Annotated in this window: 20 protein-coding genes; 10 read left to right on the forward strand and 10 right to left on the reverse strand. The window is 70.7% G+C overall.

The window, feature by feature from the left end:
• Nucleotides 1-106: 106 nt before the first annotated feature.
• The 4 genes from STRNI_RS36170 to STRNI_RS36185 all read right to left on the reverse strand — a co-directional run bounded on the left by STRNI_RS36170 (nucleotide 107) and on the right by STRNI_RS36185 (nucleotide 4932).
• Complete coding sequence (locus STRNI_RS36170) at nucleotides 107-589, reverse strand: nuclear transport factor 2 family protein (protein WP_093639987.1); 483 nt, start codon at nucleotides 587-589, stop codon at nucleotides 107-109.
• Nucleotides 590-649: 60 nt separating this feature from the next.
• A complete protein-coding gene (locus tag STRNI_RS36175; RefSeq protein WP_266441931.1) occupies nucleotides 650-2593 on the reverse strand; it encodes an ABC transporter ATP-binding protein in 1944 nt (647 codons plus the stop codon).
• Between the two features lie 236 nt (nucleotides 2594-2829).
• Nucleotides 2830-4356: a sensor histidine kinase gene (locus STRNI_RS36180; RefSeq protein WP_277412746.1), complete on the reverse strand. Its 1527-nt coding sequence runs from the start codon at nucleotides 4354-4356 to the stop codon at nucleotides 2830-2832.
• Between the two features lie 42 nt (nucleotides 4357-4398).
• A complete protein-coding gene (locus STRNI_RS36185) occupies nucleotides 4399-4932 on the reverse strand; it encodes a winged helix-turn-helix transcriptional regulator (RefSeq protein WP_266441938.1) in 534 nt (177 codons plus the stop codon).
• 116 nt (nucleotides 4933-5048) lie between these two features.
• Here STRNI_RS36185 and STRNI_RS36190 point away from each other — a divergent pair, with 116 nt between their 5' ends.
• Both STRNI_RS36190 and STRNI_RS36195 read left to right on the forward strand, forming a co-directional pair.
• On the forward strand, nucleotides 5049-5822 hold the full coding sequence (locus tag STRNI_RS36190; protein WP_277412747.1) for a methyltransferase domain-containing protein: 774 nt from the start codon (nucleotides 5049-5051) through the stop codon (nucleotides 5820-5822).
• A gap of 270 nt (nucleotides 5823-6092) precedes the next feature.
• Nucleotides 6093-6482: an STAS domain-containing protein gene (locus STRNI_RS36195; protein WP_159490934.1), complete on the forward strand. Its 390-nt coding sequence runs from the start codon at nucleotides 6093-6095 to the stop codon at nucleotides 6480-6482.
• Nucleotides 6483-6564: 82 nt separating this feature from the next.
• Here the strand turns inward: STRNI_RS36195 and STRNI_RS36200 are convergent, their stop codons facing one another.
• The 3 genes from STRNI_RS36200 to STRNI_RS36210 form a co-directional block, all read right to left on the reverse strand.
• A complete protein-coding gene (locus STRNI_RS36200) occupies nucleotides 6565-7053 on the reverse strand; it encodes a glutathione peroxidase (RefSeq protein WP_208686741.1) in 489 nt (162 codons plus the stop codon).
• The gene (locus STRNI_RS36205) at nucleotides 7013-7324 is read right to left on the reverse strand and encodes a hypothetical protein (protein ID WP_018091666.1); all 312 of its coding nucleotides are present in this window, start codon (nucleotides 7322-7324) and stop codon (nucleotides 7013-7015) included. The genes STRNI_RS36200 and STRNI_RS36205 overlap by 41 nt, the downstream gene beginning before the upstream one ends.
• A gap of 200 nt (nucleotides 7325-7524) precedes the next feature.
• Nucleotides 7525-9159, reverse strand: a complete 1635-nt coding sequence (locus tag STRNI_RS36210; protein ID WP_277413369.1) for an FAD-dependent oxidoreductase — start codon at nucleotides 9157-9159, stop codon at nucleotides 7525-7527.
• Nucleotides 9160-9410: 251 nt separating this feature from the next.
• On the opposite strand from STRNI_RS36210, the gene STRNI_RS36215 reads away from it, so the two are divergent.
• The 7 genes from STRNI_RS36215 to STRNI_RS36245 are packed head-to-tail and all read left to right on the forward strand — an operon-like array spanning nucleotide 9411 to nucleotide 14680.
• Nucleotides 9411-10529 carry a SchA/CurD-like domain-containing protein gene (locus STRNI_RS36215; RefSeq protein WP_018091668.1) on the forward strand — a complete coding sequence of 373 codons (1119 nt, stop codon included), beginning with the start codon at nucleotides 9411-9413 and terminating at the stop codon, nucleotides 10527-10529.
• Between the two features lie 57 nt (nucleotides 10530-10586).
• On the forward strand, nucleotides 10587-11021 hold the full coding sequence (locus STRNI_RS36220) for a cupin domain-containing protein (RefSeq protein WP_018091669.1): 435 nt from the start codon (nucleotides 10587-10589) through the stop codon (nucleotides 11019-11021).
• Nucleotides 11018-12286 carry a beta-ketoacyl-[acyl-carrier-protein] synthase family protein gene (locus STRNI_RS36225; RefSeq protein ID WP_109887868.1) on the forward strand — a complete coding sequence of 423 codons (1269 nt, stop codon included), beginning with the start codon at nucleotides 11018-11020 and terminating at the stop codon, nucleotides 12284-12286. Before STRNI_RS36220 ends, STRNI_RS36225 begins: the two co-directional genes overlap by 4 nt.
• Nucleotides 12283-13533: a ketosynthase chain-length factor gene (locus tag STRNI_RS36230; protein WP_159490936.1), complete on the forward strand. Its 1251-nt coding sequence runs from the start codon at nucleotides 12283-12285 to the stop codon at nucleotides 13531-13533. Before STRNI_RS36225 ends, STRNI_RS36230 begins: the two co-directional genes overlap by 4 nt.
• Nucleotides 13534-13548: 15 nt before the next feature.
• Nucleotides 13549-13818 carry an acyl carrier protein gene (locus STRNI_RS36235; protein ID WP_018091672.1) on the forward strand — a complete coding sequence of 90 codons (270 nt, stop codon included), beginning with the start codon at nucleotides 13549-13551 and terminating at the stop codon, nucleotides 13816-13818.
• Between the two features lies 1 nt (nucleotide 13819).
• Nucleotides 13820-14293, forward strand: a complete 474-nt coding sequence (locus STRNI_RS36240) for an SRPBCC family protein (RefSeq protein ID WP_018091673.1) — start codon at nucleotides 13820-13822, stop codon at nucleotides 14291-14293.
• Nucleotides 14294-14347: 54 nt separating this feature from the next.
• Complete coding sequence (locus STRNI_RS36245) at nucleotides 14348-14680, forward strand: TcmI family type II polyketide cyclase (protein WP_018091674.1); 333 nt, start codon at nucleotides 14348-14350, stop codon at nucleotides 14678-14680.
• A 113-nt stretch (nucleotides 14681-14793) separates the two neighbouring features.
• On the opposite strand, the gene STRNI_RS36250 is transcribed toward STRNI_RS36245, so the two are convergent.
• The 3 genes from STRNI_RS36250 to STRNI_RS36260 form a co-directional block, all read right to left on the reverse strand.
• Nucleotides 14794-15822 (reverse strand): methyltransferase, encoded by a 1029-nt coding sequence (locus STRNI_RS36250; protein WP_026169977.1) that lies wholly within the window; start codon nucleotides 15820-15822, stop codon nucleotides 14794-14796.
• Nucleotides 15823-15829: 7 nt separating this feature from the next.
• Nucleotides 15830-16933: a right-handed parallel beta-helix repeat-containing protein gene (locus STRNI_RS36255; protein WP_051104209.1), complete on the reverse strand. Its 1104-nt coding sequence runs from the start codon at nucleotides 16931-16933 to the stop codon at nucleotides 15830-15832.
• 493 nt (nucleotides 16934-17426) lie between these two features.
• Complete coding sequence (locus STRNI_RS36260; protein WP_093640019.1) at nucleotides 17427-18227, reverse strand: TetR/AcrR family transcriptional regulator; 801 nt, start codon at nucleotides 18225-18227, stop codon at nucleotides 17427-17429.
• An 80-nt stretch (nucleotides 18228-18307) separates the two neighbouring features.
• Here STRNI_RS36260 and STRNI_RS36265 point away from each other — a divergent pair, with 80 nt between their 5' ends.
• Nucleotides 18308-20617 carry an excinuclease ABC subunit UvrA gene (locus tag STRNI_RS36265; protein ID WP_277412748.1) on the forward strand — a complete coding sequence of 770 codons (2310 nt, stop codon included), beginning with the start codon at nucleotides 18308-18310 and terminating at the stop codon, nucleotides 20615-20617.
• Nucleotides 20618-20626: the final 9 nt, after the last annotated feature.

Here is a 20626-nt window from a genome sequence, read left to right on the forward strand (position 1 = left end):
ACGGCCAGTGTGCGCGGGTGTGCCGATCAAGGAAAGGGGGGTCGCCGCAACAGCCGATAGCGGGACGTCACAGCCGATGTCGGGCCGCGGCGGACGGCGGGGCCGGTCAGTCGTCCACCGGCCGTACCTGGCGCCACTTCTCGTGGACGACGACCCCGGTCAGCCGCCAGCCGTCGGTGGTGCGGCGGGCGGTGAATTCATAGCGTCCGGCGCAGGTGTAATTGGGGGCGGTCGGCCCGTCCCCGGTGTCCGACGCGGGGCCGGCGAGCCGCATCGGGTTGAGGTAGTCGGCCTGGACCGTGGCCGTGTCGCCTGGGGCGCCGTCCCGCCGGGCGAGGGTGATACGGCGGTTGACGATCAGATGCTGCCGTATCGCGAAGTGCCGCAGCATCTCGGCGAGCCAGGCCGCCATCTCCTCGGCGCCGCCCTCGATGCCGCCCGCCGAGCGGTAGTCGGCCCGGCCGTCCGGGGTGAACAGGGACAGAAAGCCGGGCCAGTCGCCGTCGTCCAGGGCGATGGCGTACCCGGTGACCAGATCGTCGAGGGCGAGGCGGTCCATGAGCGTGGAGTGTTCCGCGCGCTGCGTCATCGCCTCAGTTTTCGGCATACCGAGGCCCCCGCCAAGAGGCGGGGGCTCACCGGCGCGGCGTCAGTTCACCAGCGCCGATTCCGGCAGGAGATCCGGGCCGGAATCCGGACGCCCGGTTTCCACCGCGGCGGCCGGCCGGTCCTCCGAGTCGGTGAACTGGGTCCGGTACAGCTCCGCGTACCGCCCCTCGGCCGCCAGCAGCGTCTCGTGCGTCCCGCGCTCGACGATCCGCCCGCCCTCGACCACCAGGATCTGGTCCGCGGCCCGTACGGTCGACAGCCGGTGGGCGATGACCAGTGCGGTACGGCCGTCCAGCGCCTCGGTGAGCGCCTCCTGCACCGCCGCCTCGGAGGTGTTGTCCAGGTGGGCGGTGGCCTCGTCCAGGATCACCACCCGGGGGTGGGCGAGCAGCAGCCGGGCGATCGTCAGCCGCTGGCGTTCCCCGCCCGAGAGGCGGTAACCGCGCTCGCCGACGACGGTGTCCAGCCCGTCGGGGAGTCCGGCGATCAGATCCTCCAGACGGGACCGGCGCAGCGCGTCCCACAGCTCCGCCTCGGTCGCCTCCGGCTTGGCCAGCAGCAGGTTTTCCCGGATCGAGTCATGGAAGAGGTGCCCGTCCTGGGTGACCATCCCCAGGACGTCGCGCAGTGAGGCGGCGGTCAGATCGCGGACGTCCACCCCGGACAGCCGGACGGCCCCCGCGTCGGTGTCGTACAGCCGCGGCAGCAGCTGGGCCACGGTCGACTTCCCGGCGCCCGAGGAGCCGACCAGGGCGACCATCTGGCCGGGTTCGGCGCGGAAGGAGATGCCGTGCAGGACCTCTTCGCCGCCGCGGGTGTCGAGGGTGGCGACCTCCTCCAGGGAGGCCAGCGAGACCTTGTCGGCGGACGGATAGCCGAAGCGTACGGAGTCGAACTCCACGGACACCGGGCCCTCGGGGACCGTACGGGCGTCCGGCTTCTCGGTGATCAGCGGCTTGAGGTCGAGCACCTCGAAGACCCGCTCAAAGCTGACCAGCGCGCTCATCACCTCGATATGGGCGCCGGACAGCGCGGTCAGCGGGGCGTAGAGCCGGGTGAGCAGCAGGGCGAGCGAGACGATCGCGCCGGCCTCCAGCTGTCCGCGCAGCGCGAGGAAGCCGCCCAGGCCGTAGACGACGGCCAGCGCCAGGGCGGAGACCAGGGTGAGCGCGGTGACGAAGTACGTCTGGACCATGGCCGACCGGACCCCGATGTCACGCACCCGGCGGGCCCGGGTGGCGAACTCGGCGGACTCGCGGGCCGGACGGCCCATCAGCTTGACGAGGGTGGCACCCGGCGCGGAGAACCGCTCCGTCATCTGCGTGCCCATCTCCGCGTTGTGGTCGGCGCCCTCCCGGCGCAGATCCGCCAGCCGCCGGCCGACCCTGCGGGCGGGCAGCACGAACACCGGCAGCAGCACCAGCGCGATCAGGGTGATCTGCCAGGACAGGGTGAGCATCACCCCGAGGGTCAGCAGCAGCGTCACGATATTGCTGACGACCCCGGACAGGGTGTCGCTGAACGCCCGCTGCGCACCGATCACATCGTTGTTCAGACGGCTGACCAGCGCTCCGGTGCGGGTGCGGGTGAAGAACGCGATCGGCATCCTCTGGACGTGGTCGTACACCGTCGTGCGCAGATCCAGGATCAGGCCCTCGCCGATGCTCGCCGACAGCCAGCGGGTCAGCAGTCCCAGGCCGGCCTCCGCGACCGCGATGACGGCGATCAGCACGGACAGGCCGACGACGATGGACGGTGAGTCGCCGCCCACGATGGCGTCCACCACCCGGCCCGCGAGCAGCGGGGTGGCCACCGCGAGCATCGCGGTCACCGTGCTCAGGACGAGGAACCACACCAGATGCCGGCGGTGCGGGCGGGCGAACGCGGTGATGCGGCGCAGGGTGCCGCGGGAGAAGCGGCGTCTGCCCTGCTGCGCGGTCATCGAACTGTGCAGTGCATGCCAGGCGGTGACTTCCATGTCCATCGTGGCCTCCAGGTGCCGGGGTCGCGTCACGGGATCGCCGTGAGTGACCGGCGACTTAAGAGGAACCTAGGACCTCAACCAATGTTGAGGTCAAGCGATTCCGATGCGGTCACCCGTCAGGGCCTCCACGGGGCACCACGGTGTCATCCTGCGCCGGGCGCACAGGCACCGCGAAGACCTGCACGCCGCGCCGCGCCCACGACCGTCCCGCCGAACGGGCCGTGCCGTCCGGCGGATCAGGAGCCGGACCCGCCTTTGAGGGGGCGCTCCCAGGTCAGCGGCGGGTGTGAGCCGTCCGGGCGGCTCACCGTCAGCCGTACGCCCGCCCGTCCGTCGGGCAGCGTGGCGGTGGCATCCACGACGACCGACACACGGGCCGGCTGCGGAGGCGCCGAGGCCTCCAGCGCCGCCAGCGCCTCGCCGAGCGCGGCCATCAGCTCCCGGCCGCCCCGGTCGTCGACCCGCGCGTCGACCGGGCCGACGAACTGCACCGACGGGCGGCCGCCGAGCGCCGCGGTGGCCGCGCCGGCCGCCCGCAGCACCCGGGTACGGAGACCGGGCGGTGCCTCCGACGGCCCCTGCTGGAGCGCGATGATCGCCGTCCTGATCTCCTGGATCGTCGCGTCCAGCTCGTCGATCGCCCCGCCGAGCCCCTCCCGCACCTCCGGCAGCACGGCCTTGCGCCGCGCGGTCTCCAGCAGCATCCCGGTGGCGAACAGCCGCTGGATAACCAGATCGTGCAGATCGCGGGCGATACGGTCGCGGTCCTCGAAGACGGCGAGCCGCTCGCGGTCCCGGTGCCGGTCGACGAGGACCAGCGCCACCGCGGCCTGGGCGGCGAACTGGGTCGCCAACGTCCGTTCGGGGTGGCTGAAGCGGCGGTCGCCGGACATCCGGCACAGCGCGAGAGCGCCCAGCACCCGCCCGTGGCTGCGCAGCGGCAGCAGCATCGTCGGGCCGTAGTGGCGCGACAGCGGGGAGACCGAGCGGGGGTCGGCGGCGAAGTCGTCGGAGAAGACCGCGAGTCCGGCGTGCAGTTGGTGGAGCACCGGGCTCTCCGGCGGGATCCGGCCCCGCAAGGTCTCGGTCCGTACGGCCTCCGGCAGCACGGTGGAGATCGCCACCACCTCCATACCGCCCTCGGCGTGCGGCAGCAGGACCGCTCCGGTCGCCGCCGCGGCCAGCTCCCGGCCCTGCTCCGCGACGACGGTGAGGGCGTTCGTCGCCGTGGAGCGGGTCTCGGGCCCGGCCAGCAGAGCCGTGGTGACGGATGCCGCGCCGTCGATCCAGCGTCTCCGCTGCCGGGCGGCGGAGTGCATCCGGGCATTGCTCAGGGCGATCCCGGCCTCGGTGGCCAGCACCCGCACCAGATGCAGATCCCCCTCGCCGAACTCCTCGCCGTCGCCCTTCCCCGCGAGATACAGCGTGCCGAACAGCTCCCCCTGCACCTGGATGGGCACCTCCAGCTCGGCCCCGGCGGGCGGCTCGGCCTCGGGGGAGACGCCGTGGGCGATCAGATCGCCCGGCCCGCCGTCCTCGTCGTGGATGCCGACGGCGGCATGGCACGCACCCGTGAGGGAGGCGGCGGTCTCCGCGATACGGTCCAGCGCACGGCGCAGATCGTGGTCGGAGCCGACCGCCACCATCGCTTCCAGGAGCTGCGGAAGCCGGGAGACCGACCCCCCGGCCAGCGCACGCAGGCTCTGCGCGGTCCGTTCGGGGAGTTCTCCCGCGGGGTCCGACGGCTTCAGGGCACACCTCACACTTTCCGGCGTTCCGGACAGTCTAATTCGCCCGAAAGTGTGTTATTCGAGCTGCTCGGACGCGGTGTCCGGGCGAGGCGCACGGGAGGCGATCAGGGGGCCGATCACCTGGGTGCCGGGTCCGGTCCGCCCGCCGGGGCCGGGCAGCTGGCAGGTGTTGTCCGTCGTTAGCGGCTCACCGCAGTGCCCGCACACGGCCACCATCGTGGTGTCCCGGTCGCAGCTCAGATGGTGGATACGGGCCGGGGGGCCGGCCTCGCCCGCGTACCAGCGGTCGCCCCAGTTCATCAGCGCCAGCAGGACGGGGTAGAGCTCCCGGCCCTTCCGGGTCGCCACGTAATGCTCACGCGGCGGGCGCTCCTGATAGCGCTCGCGGGCCAGGACGCCCTCCTCGACCAGCCGCGACAGCCGGGCGGTGAGGACTTTGCGGGAGATGCCCAGGTCGTGGGCGAGCTCGTCGAACCGGCCGATCCCCGTCAGTACGTCACGCATGATCAGCGCCGTCCAGGCGTCGCAGAACAGGTCAGTGGCGCGGGCGATCGAGCAGGCCACGTCGGACAGCGGGGTGCGGGTCATGGGGTGAGCGTACCGAAGTTCCCTGAGGGAACTAAGGCTGCTAAGTTCCCTCAGGGAACGCGTCATGCACCGGCCGGAAGGGCGCCGGGGCGGTCGACGACCGAGGGGAGAACGCCATGGGCAGCGCTCCGCTGATCGCGCTGGACTCCGCCGGCCCGGACACGGTCGACGGACGGCAGATCCGGGCGGCCGCCTTCCAGGGCGTACGGCTGGCATACACCTCCGGCGTCCTGGAACGCCTCGGCCGGCCGCGGTCCGGGCGCGCCCTGGTCGTGGGCAGCGGCCGCGGACTGCTGGCGCGCGGCCTCGCCGGACTCGGCTTCCAGGTGACCGCCGTCGATCCGTCGGAGTCCGCGAGCGCGCTGGCACGGGCGGCCGCGGAGCGCGACGGCCTCACCATCGAGCACCGCACCGCACCCGCGGAACGGCCGGCCGTCCCCGAAGCCGCCTTCGGCCTCGTCTATCTCGCGGACACCCTGGAAATCACCGCCGACCCCGACCGGGTGGTCGAACAGGCCGCCCGCGCCCTCGCGCCCGGCGGCGTCCTCGTCTACGACACGGTGAACCGCACCCCGGTGTCCCGGCTGGTCTACCTCGTGGCGTTCCAGCGCCTGCCGATGACCCGGATCGTGCCGGCCGGGCGGTATGCCGCGAGCCGGCTGCGCACACCGTCCGAAGTCGCCGCGCTGCTGGCGCGCCACGGTCTCACCGACGGCGGTATCTGCGACTTCAAGCCGCGCAGTGTCCGCGGTCTGATTGCGGGTGTACGGGCGCACCGCGCCGGCCGGGTGACCGACGACGTGCTCGAAACCATGGTCGGCTTTGCGCTCGCCCCCGGGAGCAAACCCTTGGTTACCTATCTCGGCCACGCCCGCAAGGGTCGACTTTGAGACAACCTTCAGATGTCCCGGCCGCTGGGACTTGGACGCCTCGGCCTGCGGGTAAGCCGTAGACAACTACGGACAGCTGCAGAAACGCAGGAACACAGGCGACACACCACCGCACCACCCACGACCCGGAAACGGGCCGAACCGCCCGGATTGCGCCGGGCGCCCCCCACACCTACCGAACGTCTCCGCCGCAGACGCGTGGCCATATCCCGCGCCTCGGCACGAAAGTGGGCCGGGCCGATGGATGAAGGTCAGTACTACCCGAGACTTGTGGGACCCAGCCACGCGGCGGGCGGCACGACCGTGCTGGAACTCCGCGGTGAGCTGGACATCCTCGCCGTGTCGGTGCTGTCCGACCGGCTGGACGACCTCACCGGTCTCCAGGGTGCCGATCTCCTGCTCGATGTGCGCGCGGTGACGTTCATCGACTGCGCCGGTCTGTCGCTGCTCAGCCGCGCCCGCTACCGGACCCGGCAGCGGGGCGGCCGGCTGCGGCTGACCGGTGTCACCCGCGGTGGAAGCGTCGCGCGGCTGTTGCGCATGACCGGGCTGAACGGCACCTTCGAGGTCGTGTCCGACGAGGACGGCGCCGAGGAACCGGCCGCCGGCGCCGCCGGACCGGCCGAGGTCACGGACGGCGCCGGCACCGCCGTTGCCTGACCCGCGCCCCGTACGCCGCCCGCCTGACCCGCGCCGCCTACGCCGCCCGCCCGCCCCGCGGACCGGCGGCGCGGGCACCGGCTCAGGCCGGCAGGACCGCCTCGATGGCGGTGACCAGCTCCTCGGCCTCCGGCTCGGTCCGCGGCCGGAAGCGGCCCGCGACCTTGCCCTCGGCATCGATCAGGAACTTCTCGAAGTTCCACTGGACGTCGCCGGCCGCCCCCTCGGCGTCCTCGGTGTCCGTCAGCGCCGCATACAGCGGGTGCCGGTCCGCGCCGTTGACCTCGGTCTTCTCGAACAGCGGGAAACTCACGCCGTACGTCGCGGAGCAGAAGGTGGCGATCTCCTCGGCGGTGCCCGGCTCCTGGCCCGCGAACTGGTTGCTGGGGAAGCCCAGCACACGGAAGCCACGGTCCCCGTAGCGCTGCTGCAGCCGCTCCAGGCCCGAATACTGCGGGGTCAGCCCGCACTTGGACGCCACATTCACCACCAGCAGGGCCTTGCCCCGGTAGTCGGCGAGTGAAGCGGGCTCACCGGTCAGGGTGCGCAGGGGAATGTCGTACAGGCTCACGGTCATGCTCCTCGTCGCGGTTCCGCGGATAGGGACGTCCTTCGTCCGTCCCAACAGCGCCGCCCGCGCGGATCTTCCCCGGATCGTCCACCGGCCAGGAGACGACCGGCCGCAGCTCCCCCGAGCGCCACTCCTTGAGCAGCTGATCGAAGATCGGCGTCTCCTCCTCGGCCGGGCGGCGCGCCTGCGGAGCGGGAGGCGGCAGCGGCGGCGGCTGGCGGGGGAGCGAGATGCGCTGAAAGGGGTGTGCGGCGGGCTTCTTGGCGTCCATGCCCGGACTCAACCGGAAATCGGCCCCCCGAGTTGCGGGACGCGGCCGGGACGGCCCCCAGATGCCCCTGCGGTGGTGACGGGCAGAAGATACGTTCGCGCGCCGGAGGGGCCGGCGGATGTCCCGCCGGCCCCTCCGTCATCGGTAGCCTTGAGTGCCGTGTGGCCCGGCCCCTGCCGTTCGAACAGGGCCCAGGCAGGTCAGCTCCGGCACAGCAGCGAGGCGAGGACCTCCCGGAGCGCCGCCTCGGGGTCGGCCACCCGCCCCTCGGCGCGCCACGCGACAAAGCCGTCGGGGCGCACCAGCACCGCGCCCTCCGGCGTCGTCCCGTGCTTCTCGGCCCAGTCGACGTCCTCTTCGGGGGCCATGTCGTCGTTCGGCCCGGTGCCGATCATGTAGCACTGCAGCCCCAGGGAGAACTCCTCGTTGGCGCCCTTGGCCGCGGTGCGCCACATCTCGCCGTCGGAGCCGGTCAGCAGGACGAAGGACTTCTCGTACAGATCGAGGGTCGAGCGGCGCTCGCCGGCGGCCCGCAGCCACATGTGCGGCGCGCGGGTGCCCGGCTCGCCGGTCAGCCGCATCTGCTCGGGCACCACCGGCAGCTCGGGGTCGGCGCCGACGACCGCGCCCTGCGGATAGCAGTACCCCAGGGCCACGGTGAGCACCCCGCGCTGCCGGCCGCCGCCCGCACCGGGCGCCGGGGCGTACCCCGGGTGGCTGTGCTCGGCGGAGCGGGCCGAGGCACGGGCACTGGTTTCCCGCGCCACCGGCTGCCGCTCCGCCTCGTAAGAGGCCAGCAGTCCGGGGCCGGCCGAGCCGTTCAGCACGGTGGCGAGCTTCCAGGCGAGGTTGTGGGCGTCCTGGATGCCGGTGTTGGAGCCGAACGCCCCGGTGGGGGACATCTCGTGGGCCGAGTCGCCGGCGAGGAAGACCCGGCCGGTCCCGTACCGTTCGGCGACCCGCTCCGCGGCGTGCCACGGTGCCTTGCCGGTGATCTCAACTGCCATGTCCGGTACGCCCGTTGCCCGGCGGATGTGGTCGATGCACCGCTCGTCGGTGAAGTCCTCCAGGGTCTCGCCCCGGTCCGGGTGCCACGGGGCGTGGAAGACCCATTCGGCCTGGTTGTCCACCGGCAGCAGGGCGCCGTCGGCCTCGGGGTTGGTCAAGTAGCAGGCGATGAAGCGGCGGTCGCCCACGGCGTCGGCGAGCTCCGGCGCGCGGAAGGTGATGCTCACGTTGTGGAACAGGTCGCCGGGACCCGTCTGGCCGATGCCCAGCCGCTCCCGTACCGGGCTGCGCGGGCCGTCGGCCGCGATCAGGTAGTCCGCGCGCACGGTGCTCCGCTCACCGGTCTCCCGGTTCTTCAGGACCGCGGTCACCCCCTGCGCGTCCTGCTCGAAAGAGCTCAGCTCGGTGGAGAACCGCAGGTCACCGCCCAGCTCACGGGCGCAGCGCACCAGCACCGGCTCCAGGTCGTTCTGGCTGCACAGGCACCAGGCGGACGGGCTGAACCGGGCCAGCCCGCCGCCCGGGTCGATCTCCTTGAACAGCCACTCCTGCTCGTCGCCGGTGAGTGAACGGGCCTGCAGGATCCCGTGGTTGTCGGCCAGCGTCGACGCGGCCTCGCGGATCCGCTGCTCCGCGCCGGCCACGCGGTACAGCTCCATGGTGCGGACGTTGTTCCCCCGCCCGCGCGGGTGGCGGGAGGTGTCCGAGTGCTTCTCGACCAGCAGATGTCGGACACCCAGACGTCCCAGGAACAGCGACGCGGACAGGCCGACCAGGGACCCGCCCACGATGAGTACCGGAACCCGGTCTTCGGCGGTGGGATTCATTGCGTGCTCCAGCTCCAGGGGCGTGTACGGCAGATGGAGCACGAATGCCCGGCTGAGGGCCTGTTCGATCACGGTTCACCTGCATGGCTCACAGATCTCGCGCCACCCGTGGGTCCCGGCCACGATCGAATCCGGGACGCCCCCCCGGACACCGGGCAGGCCGCCCCCACCATCCGGCTCAGTCACCGGATCGCACCGGAACTGACGACGCACCACTGGGGCCGTCGGGCCCCGAAGGAGATGCGTAGACGATGACAACGCTGTCGGAACGAATATCCCAGTCAGCCTTCGACGGCTCGCGGCTTCGGGTCGTGCTGCTTCTGGATCTCCACGAGGGAGCCCAGCAGGACTTCCTGGAAGCCTACGAGCACCTGCGCAACCAGGTCGCGTCCGTCCCCGGGCACATCACCGACCAGCTGTGCCAGTCCATCGAAAACCCCTCGCAGTGGCTCATCACCAGCGAATGGGAGAGCGCACCGCCGTTCCTGGCCTGGGTCAACAGCGAGGAACACGTCAAGATGGTCCAGCCGCTGCACGGCTGTGTCCGCGACACCCGCTCGCTGCGCTTCAGCGTGCTGCGCGAGACCTCGAACATCGCCAGCCTCGTGCCCGAGCCCCCCAAGGGACGGCTGCAGGCCAACCCCCGCGTCGGCGACGGGGTGGTCCGGCACGCGCTGACCTTCACCGTGAAGCCGGGCAGCGAATCGATGGTCGCGGAGATCCTCGCCGGGTACACCTCCCCGGAGGCCCGGGTCGACGACACCACCAGGCTCCGCCGCACCTCCCTCTTCATGCACGGCAACCGCGTCGTGCGCGCGGTCGAGGTGCAGGGCGACCTCGTCGCGGCGCTGCGGCACATCTCCCAGCAGCCCGAGGTCAGGGCCGTCGAGGAAGCCATCAACCCGTATCTGGAGCAGGACCGCGACCTCAGCGACCCGAACTCCGCCCGGGTGTTCTTCACCCGCGCCGCACTGCCCGCGGTGCACCACGTCGCGTCGGGCGGACAGCAGCCCGACGGCATCCGCCGGCATGCGCTGTACTACCCGGCCAAGGAGGGCTGCGGTATGGCGCTGGCCCGGATGCTGGCCCGCCAGGACGAACTGGCCGCCGACGACCCGTCCTGTCCCGTCGCCGGCAGCACCATCTTCCAGCGCGACGACGTCGTGGTCCGGATGGTCGATCTGCGCATCCCGGTCGACAGTGACCCCATGCTGTCGCTCGGTGTACGCGGCCCCCGCAAGACGGCCGTGCTGCGGCGCCTCATCGACACCGATGTGGCCGGCGGTCTGTCGAACGACCGCGAGATCGCGCGCTTCCTGGAGCGCTCCGACATGGCGCTCATCACCGACCGCCGGGCACCGGGCGCCTGACGCCCCCGGCCTCTCACCCCATTCAACCGCCGGCACCACGCCCCTGGAGGAACAGCCATGACCACGCACCGCCCACGCATCGTGGACCTCAGCGAGACCCAGCCCAACCGCCGGCGCGGAGGTGATCTGCGCGCCATGCTGACACCCAGCGCGGTGGGCGCCACGAGCGGCTTCATGGGCATGGCACTCGTGCAGCCCGGCGAGCGCATCGGCGAGCACTACCACCCGTACTCCGAGGAGTTCGTGTACGTCGTGCAGGGCGCGCTCGAAGTCGACCTGGACGGGGAACCGCACCCGCTGCGCCCGGACCAGGGTCTGCTGATCCCCCCGTACATGCGGCACCGCTTCCGCAATGTCGGGAAGGAAGAGGCCCGCATGGTCTTCCACCTCGGCCCGCTGGCACCGCGCCCCGAGCTCGGACACGTCGACACCGAGGGCTCGGAGGAGAGCACACCGGCCGCGCCACCGGAACGCACGGAGCCGGTGTCATGACCCGCCGCGTGGCGGTCACCGGCGTCGGCATCGTCGCTCCGGGCGGCGTGGGTGTGCCCGCCTTCTGGGACCTGCTGTCCTCCGGCCGTACGGCGACCCGTGGCATCACCCTCTTCAACCCCGAGGGTTTCCGCTCACGTATCGCCGCCGAGTGCGACTTCGATCCCGCGGCCCACGGTCTGAGCGAGGAGCAGGTGGCCCGCTCGGACCGGTACATCCAGTTCGCGATGGTCGCCGCGAACGAGGCGCTGCGCAGCGCCGGTCTGGACACCGAGGCCGAGGACCCCTGGCGTATCGGGGTGTCCCTGGGCACCGCGGTCGGCGGCACCACGCGTCTCGAACACGACTATGTCGCCGTCAGCAGCCACGGTGCCCGGTGGGATGTGGACCACCGGCCGGCCGGCCGCCATCTGGAGCGGGCGTTCTCCCCGAGTTCGCTCGCCTCCGCGGTGGCGGAACAGATCGGCGCCCACGGCCCGGTGCAGACCGTCTCCACGGGCTGCACCTCCGGCCTCGACGCCATCGGCTACGCCTTCCACACCATCGAGGAGGGCCGGGTCGATGTCTGTATCGCCGGCGCCTCGGACTCGCCGATCTCCCCGATCACCGTGGCCTGCTTCGACGCGATCAAGGCGACCTCGGCGAACAACGACGATCCCGCACACGCCTCCCGCCCGTTCGACGCCAACCGCGACGGATTCGTGATGGGTGAGGGCGGCGCCGTGCTCGTCCTGGAGGAGCTGGAACACGCCCGCGCCCGCGGAGCGACCATCCACTGTGAGATACGTGGCTATGCCACCTTCGGTAACGCGTACCACATGACCGGCCTCACCCAGGAGGGCCTGGAGATGGCCGAGGCGATCAACAGCGCACTCGGCCACGCCAGGATCGACGCCACCCAGGTGGACTACGTCAATGCGCACGGTTCGGGAACCCAGCAGAACGACCGGCACGAGACGGCCGCGGTCAAGCGGTCGTTGGGTGCCCATGCCCACCGGGTGCCGATGAGTTCCATCAAATCCATGGTGGGCCACTCGCTCGGGGCGATCGGCGCGATCGAGATCGTGGCCTGTGTGCTTGCGCTCACCCACCAGGTGGTGCCGCCGACGGCCAATTACGAGACTCCGGACCCGGAGTGCGACCTCGACTACGTGCCCAAGACGGCCCGGGAGCTGCCGCTGCGTTCGGTGCTCTCGGTCGGCAGCGGCTTCGGTGGATTCCAGTCAGCGGTGGTACTGACCCGACAGGGTGGGAGGGCATCATGAGCTCCCCGAAAGAACGTCGTTCCGTCGTCACCGGCATCGGCGTCATCGCCCCCAACGGGGTGAGCACCGAGACCTTCTGGAAGGCGACGGTGGAGGGCATCAGCGTCCTCGACCACGTCACCCGTGAGGGGTGTGAGCATCTGCCCCTCAAGGTCGCCGGTGAGGTAAGGGGTTTTGATCCGGCGGATCTGATCGAGGAGCGCTACCTCGTCCAGACCGACCGGTTCACCCACTTCGCCATGGCGGCGGCCAACCTCGCGCTGGACGACGCCCGTCTCGGCCGTGCCGACTACAACGACTCACCCTTCGCGGTGGGGGTCGTCACGGCCGCCGGATCGGGCGGTGGCGAGTTCGGCCAGCGGGAGCTGCAACGGCTCTGGGGCCAGGGCTCCCGCCATGTCGGCCCGTACCAGTCCATCGCCTGGTTCTACGCGGCGAGCACCGGACAGATCTCCATCCGTGGCGGCTTCAAGGGGCCGTGCGGCGTCGTGGCCAGCGACGAGGCGGGAGGTCTGGATGCCCTGGCGCATGCCGGCCGCACCATCCGGCGCGGCACCGACGCCGTCGTCGTGGGTGCCGCCGAGGCACCGCTGGCCCCCTACTCGGTCGTCTGCCAGCTCGGCTACGACGATCTGAGCAAGCTCGACGATCCGGCCCGCGCCTACCGCCCGTTCACCAGCGGCGCCTGCGGATTCGTGCCCGCCGAGGGCGGCGCGATGCTGATCGTCGAGGAGGAGGTGGCGGCCGAGAGCCGCGGGGCGAGTGTCCGGGCCGTGCTGGCCGGGCATGCCGCGACCTTCACCGGGGCCTCCCTGTGGGAGGAGTCCCGCGACGGGCTCGCCCATGCGATCCATGGCGCGCTGGAGGATGCGCGGTGCGCCCCGGAGGAGATCGATGTGGTGTTCGCGGATGCGCTCGGCGTCCCCGCGGCCGACCGGGCCGAGGCGCTGGCGCTTGCGGACGCCCTGGGCCGGCACGCCTCGCAGGTCCCGGTGACCGCTCCCAAGACGGGCACCGGCCGGGCGTATTGCGGCGCCCCCGTCCTGGACACCGCGGCCGCGGTGCTCGCGATGGAGTACGGCGTCGTGCCGCCCACCCCCAACGTCGTCGACGTCTGCCATGACCTTGACGTGGTGACCGGCCGGGCCCGCCCCGCCGAGTTGCGGACGGCGCTGGTGCTGAGCCGGGGACTGATGGGCTCGAACGCGGCGCTGGTGCTGCGGAAGGGCTCCGGGTCCCCCTCATGAGAAGGAGAACCTCAGATGACCGCTCAACTGACGCTCAATGAGCTGGCCGCGCTGATGAAGTCCGCGGCCGGCCTCACCGTCGACCCCAAGGAGCTGACGAACCGGCAGGACGCGACGTTCGCCGACTTCGGCCTCGACTCGCTCGGGCTCCTGGGGATCGTGGGCGAGCTGGAGAACCGGCAGGGCCGGCCGATGCCGACCGACGCGGAGCGCTGCAAGACGCCGCGCGACTTCCTCGCCCTCGTCAACACCGCCAACGACACCGTGCCTACGACAGGAGCATGACATGCCTGGCCACACCGAGAACGACATCACCATCGCGGCGCCCCTCGACCTCGTCTGGGACATCACCAACGACATCGAGAACTGGCCGCAGCTGTTCAGCGAGTACGCCTCGGTCGAGGTGCTGTCCAGGGAAGGCGACAAGACCACCTTCCGGCTGACGATGCACCCGGACGACAACGGCACCGTCTGGAGCTGGGTCTCCGAGCGGGTCGTCGACCGCCAGAACCGTTCGGTGCGCGCCCGCCGCGTCGAGACCGGCCCGTTCGCGCACATGGACATCCACTGGAAGTACGCCGAGATCCCGGGCGGCACCTCGATGCACTGGACCCAGGACTTCGCGATGAAGCCCGACGCCCCGGTCGACGACAAGGGCATGACCGAGATGATCAACCGCAACTCCCGGATCCAGATGGAGCTCATCCGGGACCGGATCGAACAGCGGGACCGCGAGCTCCGGTCCACCACCGTCAGCTGACGGCCCGCCAGGCCGCGTGCGGACCGCCTCCCGGCGGCAACGAAGGGACCCCTGATGCATCACGCTCTGATCGTCGCTCGTATGGCACCCGGTTCGGCTCCGGACATCGCCGAGGTCTTCAAGGCCTCCGACCGTACGGAACTGCCCCACCTGGTCGGTGTCTCGCGACGGACCCTCTTCCAGTTCGGTGACGTGTATCTGCACCTCATCGAATCCGACCGGCCGCCCGGCCCGGAGATCGCCAAGGTGACGGAACACCCCGAATTCCGCGCCGTCAGCGACAAGCTGTCCGCCTACGTCAGCGCCTACGACCCGGAGACCTGGCGAAGCCCCAAGGACGCGATGGCCCAGCAGTTCTACAGCTGGCAGCGCGACGGCAGCAGCTGACGCGCACGCGGAGCCGAGGAGAACCCTCGGCTCCCGCGCATCCCCGGGCAGGGGCAAGGCCGCCCGGTGAGGAGCACTCTCCTCACCGGGCGGCCTGCCGTGCCCGGACCTTCTCATTCGGGGACAGTGCATTCGAAGGCGTGCAGATACGGGTTGACGACCAGGATCTCGCCGACCTTCAGACCGGCCTCGGCCATACGGCTGACCAGGCTCGCCTTGGTGTGCTTGGCGCCGCCGACATTGAGCAGCAGCAGCAGATCCATGGCGGTGGTGAACTTCATGGAGGGGCTGTCATCGACGAGGTTCTCGATGATCACGACGCGGGCGCCGGGACGGGCGGCCCTGACCACGTTCCGCAGCGTTCTGCGGGTGCTCTCGTCGTCCCATTCCAGGATGTTCTTGATGATGTAGACATCGGCCTGGACCGGGATGTCGTCGCGGCAGTCCCCGGGCACGATCCGTACCCGCGGGGCCAGCGCGCCGCCGTCCCGCAGCCGCGGGTCCGGGTTCGCCACGACCGTGGGCAGATCGAGCAGGGTGCCCTGGAGCGTGGGGTACTTCTCCAGCAGGCTGGCGAGGACATGTCCCTGGCCACCGCCGATGTCCGCCACCGAGGACGCCCCGCTCAGATCGAGCAGCCCCGCGATGTCCTGCGCCGACTGCTTGCTGGACGTGGTCATCGCCCGGTCGAAGACCTCGGCGGACTCCCGTGCGTCCTGGTGCAGGTAGTCGAAGAACCCCTTGCCGTAGAGGTCGTCGAAGACACTGCTCCCGGAGCGCACCGCGTCGTCCAGCCGCGGCCAGGCCTCCCAGGTCCACGGCTCCGTGCACCACAGGGAGATGTAGCGCAGGCTGTTGGGGGTGTCCTCCCGCAGCAGCCGGGACATCTCCGTGTGGACGTACTTCCCGTCGTCGGTCTCGGCGAAGATCCCGTAACAGGACAGCGCGCGCAGCAGCCGGTCCAGCGGCCGCGGCTCGGTCTGCACCGCGGCGGCCAGTTCCTCCGCGGTGGTGGGCCGGTCGCCGAGTGCATCGGCGACGCCCAGGCGCGCCGCCGCCCGTACGGCCGCCGCACACGCGGCTCCGAAGATGAGCTCCCGGAGCTGCATGGCGGGCTGGGGAGTGGGACTTACGGTGGTCATTGCGCCTCTATTCTCCCGTGGCGGACGGGTTCAGCCCGTCCCGGTGCAGCCGTCGGCACAGCCCGGCCGGCTCCGAGGTCCGGCAGACGTTGTGGATGAACCGGTTCCCCTTGCCGGGGAGGTCCCGGTTGGCCAGGTCCACCGGCTTGTTGTGCAGCACGATGTTGTGGCTGATGACGTTGTGGTGGTTGAGCACCTTCACGAAGCTGTGGAACAGCACGACACCGCCGGAGAGCCGGGACTTGCCGTGGTGGTCCCGGATCACATTGCGCCGTACGAGGACGTGCTCGGCGCCGGTGAGCACGATGCCGGAGCCCTGGATGTCCGGCAGCCGGCTGTTCCCTTTGCAGAACTTGTTGTTCTTGTAGATGTCGTTGTTCCGTACCGTCAGCGCTCCGGCCTGCGGGCGGGACTCGTCGCCGACGACGAACACCCCACCGCAGTTCCTGGTCATGGTGTTGTAGCTGACCGTCAGGTTTCTGACCCGCCGGATTGTGACCCCGATCCGGTTCCCTGCGAGGTAGTTGTCGCTGATCACGGCGCCCCGGGTGTCGGAGCCGCCGCCTTCTTCCTTGGTCTTGTTCGCGAGGAAGATGCCCGCGTCGCCGTTGTCGACGATGGTGTTGTCCCGGAAGATTCCCCGGATGGACTTCTCCTGCGCGATGCCCCACACGCCGCTCTTGCGCACGGTCACGTGGTGCACCGAGAGCCGGTCGGTCGCGGAGGCCCAGATCCCGGTCTTCTTGGCGCCGCTGACGGTCAGCGAGCGAATGCTGACGTCCCGGAGCGGTCTGTTCTTCCCGACGACGCAGATGCCGTGGCCGGCCTGCCCGCAGGCGTTGGTGGCCCGTTTGCCCGACGGAGTGATCACCGTCTTCCGGCCCGCGCCGACCAGGTGCAGCCGGGACTTGTTGATCTGCACGCTCTCTCTGTAGCGTCCGGGCCGGATGAAGATGGTGTCACCCGGCCTTGCCTTGTTCACCGCGCGCTGGATCGACTCCCCTGCGTGGACGACATGGCGTCCCGGAGCGTCGCAAGGTGAAGCCGCACCCAGGCCGCCGATCATCATCGCGGCGACGCAGCCCATGTATTTCACGTGTCGTAGCACCATGAGGCGAAGCTATGGGTGATCACTCCGGCTCGCCACATGTGGTGACCCGATCGTCACGGTGTGTGCAGACGCCAGCTTTCGACACGCCGTCAGCTCCGTTGCCCGGCCCGCCGTCCAGCCCGCCATCAGGCCCGGTCAGCGGGCCTTTCCGGGGCTTCGGCCGGGGCGCCGGACGGGCCGGGGCGCGGTTCGCAATCGGCCGGCCCGGAATCAGCTGACCGGGTATCGGACGGGGCGTCGGACGGAGTACCCGACGGTGCGTCGGGTCCTGCGTCGGGCCGGGCGCCCGACGGGTCGTCAGCCGGCCCGTCCGGCAACACCTCGGTCAGGAAGGCCGCGAGGCTGGTCGGCAGAAACCACGGTCGGGCACGGAAAACGGTCACGGAAGACCAACGCGCCAAGCCCGGCAGACGACACCGGCCCGGGGGCAGTGAGCCCGCTTGATCACCCCAACGGCCGCGGGGAGGCCGGGCCGCCGCCTGCGGGGGACCGGTCAGCGGCCCTGACGGATCGCCGTCTCGATGCCGTCCAGGATGACGGCCAGCCCGATGTCGAAGGTGCTCCTCGCCTCGCGCTCCATATAGGGGACCGAGTCGCCCGGGTCCGGAGCGGCGCCCTCGGTCTCGAGCCGGACCAGGAGCGGAAAGCGCTCCGCGAAGTCGGGGACCATCTCGGTCAGCATGCCGGAACGGGCCTGCCACCACTCCTCGTCGGAGACCCCCGTCGAGGCCGCGGCCAGCCGTGATTCCGCCACGGTCTGCGCGGCGCCGCGGATGAAGTGGAACAGCGCCCCGACGACCCGCCGCAGCACCGCGGAGCTCAGCTCCGTCGCGTACAGCAGGCGGAGCAGTGTCTCCAGCGCGCGGTATTCGTTGGGGCCGAGCACCGGACGCGCCTGGGAGACCTGGAGCACCCAGGGGTGGCGGAGGTAGAACTCCCAGGTGTCCTCGGCCCAGGAGGTCACCGCGGCGCGCCAGCCCGGCGTCAGGTCGTAGTCGGTGGGCAGCTCGGCCAGCACCTGGTCGTACATCAGGTCCACCAGCTCGCTCTTGCCGGGGACGTAGGTGTAGAGCGCCATCGCGGTACGCCCCAGGCGCTCGCCGACCGCGCGCATGGACAGCGCCGCCATGCCGTCGGCGTCGGCGACCGCCACCCCGGCGTCGACGATCGCCGCCACGCTCAACGCCGGTTTGGGGCCCGGCCACCGTCGCGTCCGCGCTCCGCCGGCACCTTCCGCACGCCACAACAGCGCCATCGAACGACGGGCGTCGCCCTGGCCCGCGAAAACCACCACTTGCGACTCCTTACGCCATAAAGTAACGTCCCCGAGCGAACTCTTTACGGTGTAAAGATATCAGAGGGGTGGCAGCACACATGGGGGACCAGCAGACCGGCCGGCGGCCGGGCAACGGGGGAACATCCGCCGCGGACAGTCACGACATGATCCAGGTCCGCGGCGCCAGGGAGAACAATCTCGCCGATATCTCGCTCGACATACCCAAACGCCGTCTCACGGTCTTCACCGGCGTCTCCGGCTCGGGGAAATCCTCCCTCGTATTCGGCACCATCGCCGCCGAGTCGCAGCGGCTCATCAACGAGACCTATACGGCCTTCATCCAGTCCTTCATGCCGAGCCAGGGGCGTCCCGATGTCGACGCACTGCGCAATCTGAGCGCGGCGATCGTCGTGGACCAGGAACGGATGGGCGCCAACTCCCGCTCCACGGTCGGCACCGCGACCGACGCCCACACCCTGCTGCGGATCATCTTCAGCCGCCTCGGCACCCCGCACGCCGGTACCTCCACCGCCTTCAGCTTCAACAGCGCCGAGGGCATGTGCCAGGAATGCGAGGGGCTCGGCCGGGTCTCGGCGATCGATACCGACGAGCTGCTGGACACCGAACTCTCCCTCAACGAGGGCGCGATCACCGCTCCCGGCTTCACCGTCGGCTCGTGGTACTGGCAGACCCTCGCCCACTCCGGGTTCTTCGACCCGGACGTCAAGCTCAAGGACTACACCCCCGCCCAGTGGGACGACTTCCTGCACAAGCCCGCTACCAAGATCAAGGTGGGCACCTCCCACATCAACTACGAAGGCCTGCTGGTACGGGTGCAGCGCACCTATCTCGCCAAGGACCGCGCCGCCATGCAGCCGCACATCCGGGCCTTCGTCGACCGGGCGGTGACCTTCACCGCCTGCGGTGCCTGCGGCGGTGCCCGCCTCAATCCGGCCGCGCTCGGCTCCCGGATCGCCGGCCGCAATATCGCCGAATGCTCGGCCCTGCAGATCAGCGACCTGGTCACCTTCGTCCGGGGCATCGACGACCCCGCCGTGGCCCCGCTGGTCGCCACCCTCTGCCACACCCTCGACTCGCTCGTCGAGATCGGCCTGGGCTATCTGAGCCTGGACCGGGAGTCCGCCACGCTGTCCGGTGGTGAGGCCCAGCGGGTGAAGATGGTCCGTCACCTCGGCTCCAGCCTGACCGATGTCACCTATGTCTTCGACGAGCCGACCACCGGACTGCACCCGCATGACATCCAGCGCATGAACGACCTGCTGCGGCGGCTGCGCGACAAGGGCAACACGGTCCTGGTCGTCGAGCACAAGCCCGAGACCATCGAGATCGCCGACCATGTGGTCGATCTCGGCCCGGGAGCCGGATCCGCCGGGGGAGAGGTCTGTTTCACCGGTGATGTCGCCGCCCTCCGCGCCTCCGGCACCCTGACCGGGCGTCATCTCGACCACCGCGCCACGCTGCGCGAGCAGGTCCGGCGCCCCCTGGGAGAGATATCGATCAGCGGCGCGAACGCCCACAACCTCAAGGACGTCAGCGTCGGTATCCCGCTCGGGGTGCTCACCGTCGTCACCGGTGTCGCGGGGTCGGGCAAGAGCTCCCTGATCCATGGGTCACTGCCCGGCCGGGACGGCGTGATCATCGCCGACCAGTCCCCGATCCGGGGCTCCCGGCGGTCCAACCCGGCCACCTACACGGGGCTGCTCGGCCCGGTCCGTACGGCGTTCGCCAAGGCCAACGGGGTCAAGGCCGCCCTGTTCAGCGCCAACTCCGAAGGGGCCTGTCCCACCTGCAAGGGCATCGGTCTGGTCTACACCGACCTCGCGATGATGGCGGGGGTGGCCTCGGTCTGCGAAGAGTGCGAGGGCAAGAGGTTCACCCCCAAGGTCCTCACCTACACCCTGCGCGGCAAGAACATCAGCGAGGTCCTCGCCATGTCGGTGGCCGAGGCCCGGGAATTCTTCCCCACCGGGCAGGCCCGCACCGTCCTCGACCGCCTCGCGGAGGTGGGCCTGGGCTATATCGGTCTGGGCCAGCCGCTCACCACCCTCTCCGGCGGCGAACGGCAGCGGCTCAAACTCGCCCTCCACATGGCGGAGCGGGGCGCCGTCTACGTCCTCGACGAGCCGACCACCGGACTGCACCTCGCCGATGTGGACCAGCTGCTGGGCCTGCTCGACCGGCTGGTCGACGACGGCAACACCGTCATCGTCATCGAGCACCACCAGGCCGTGATGGCCCACGCCGACTGGATCGTCGACCTCGGCCCCGGCGCCGGCCAGGATGGCGGCCGGGTGGTCTTCACCGGCACCCCCGCCGATCTCGTCGCCACCGGCGATTCGCTGACGGCACGCCATCTGCGGAGCTACCTCCAGACACCCACCGCATAAGTACCCGTC

The organism is Streptomyces nigrescens, from assembly GCF_027626975.1.
GTDB lineage: Bacteria > Actinomycetota > Actinomycetes > Streptomycetales > Streptomycetaceae > Streptomyces > Streptomyces nigrescens.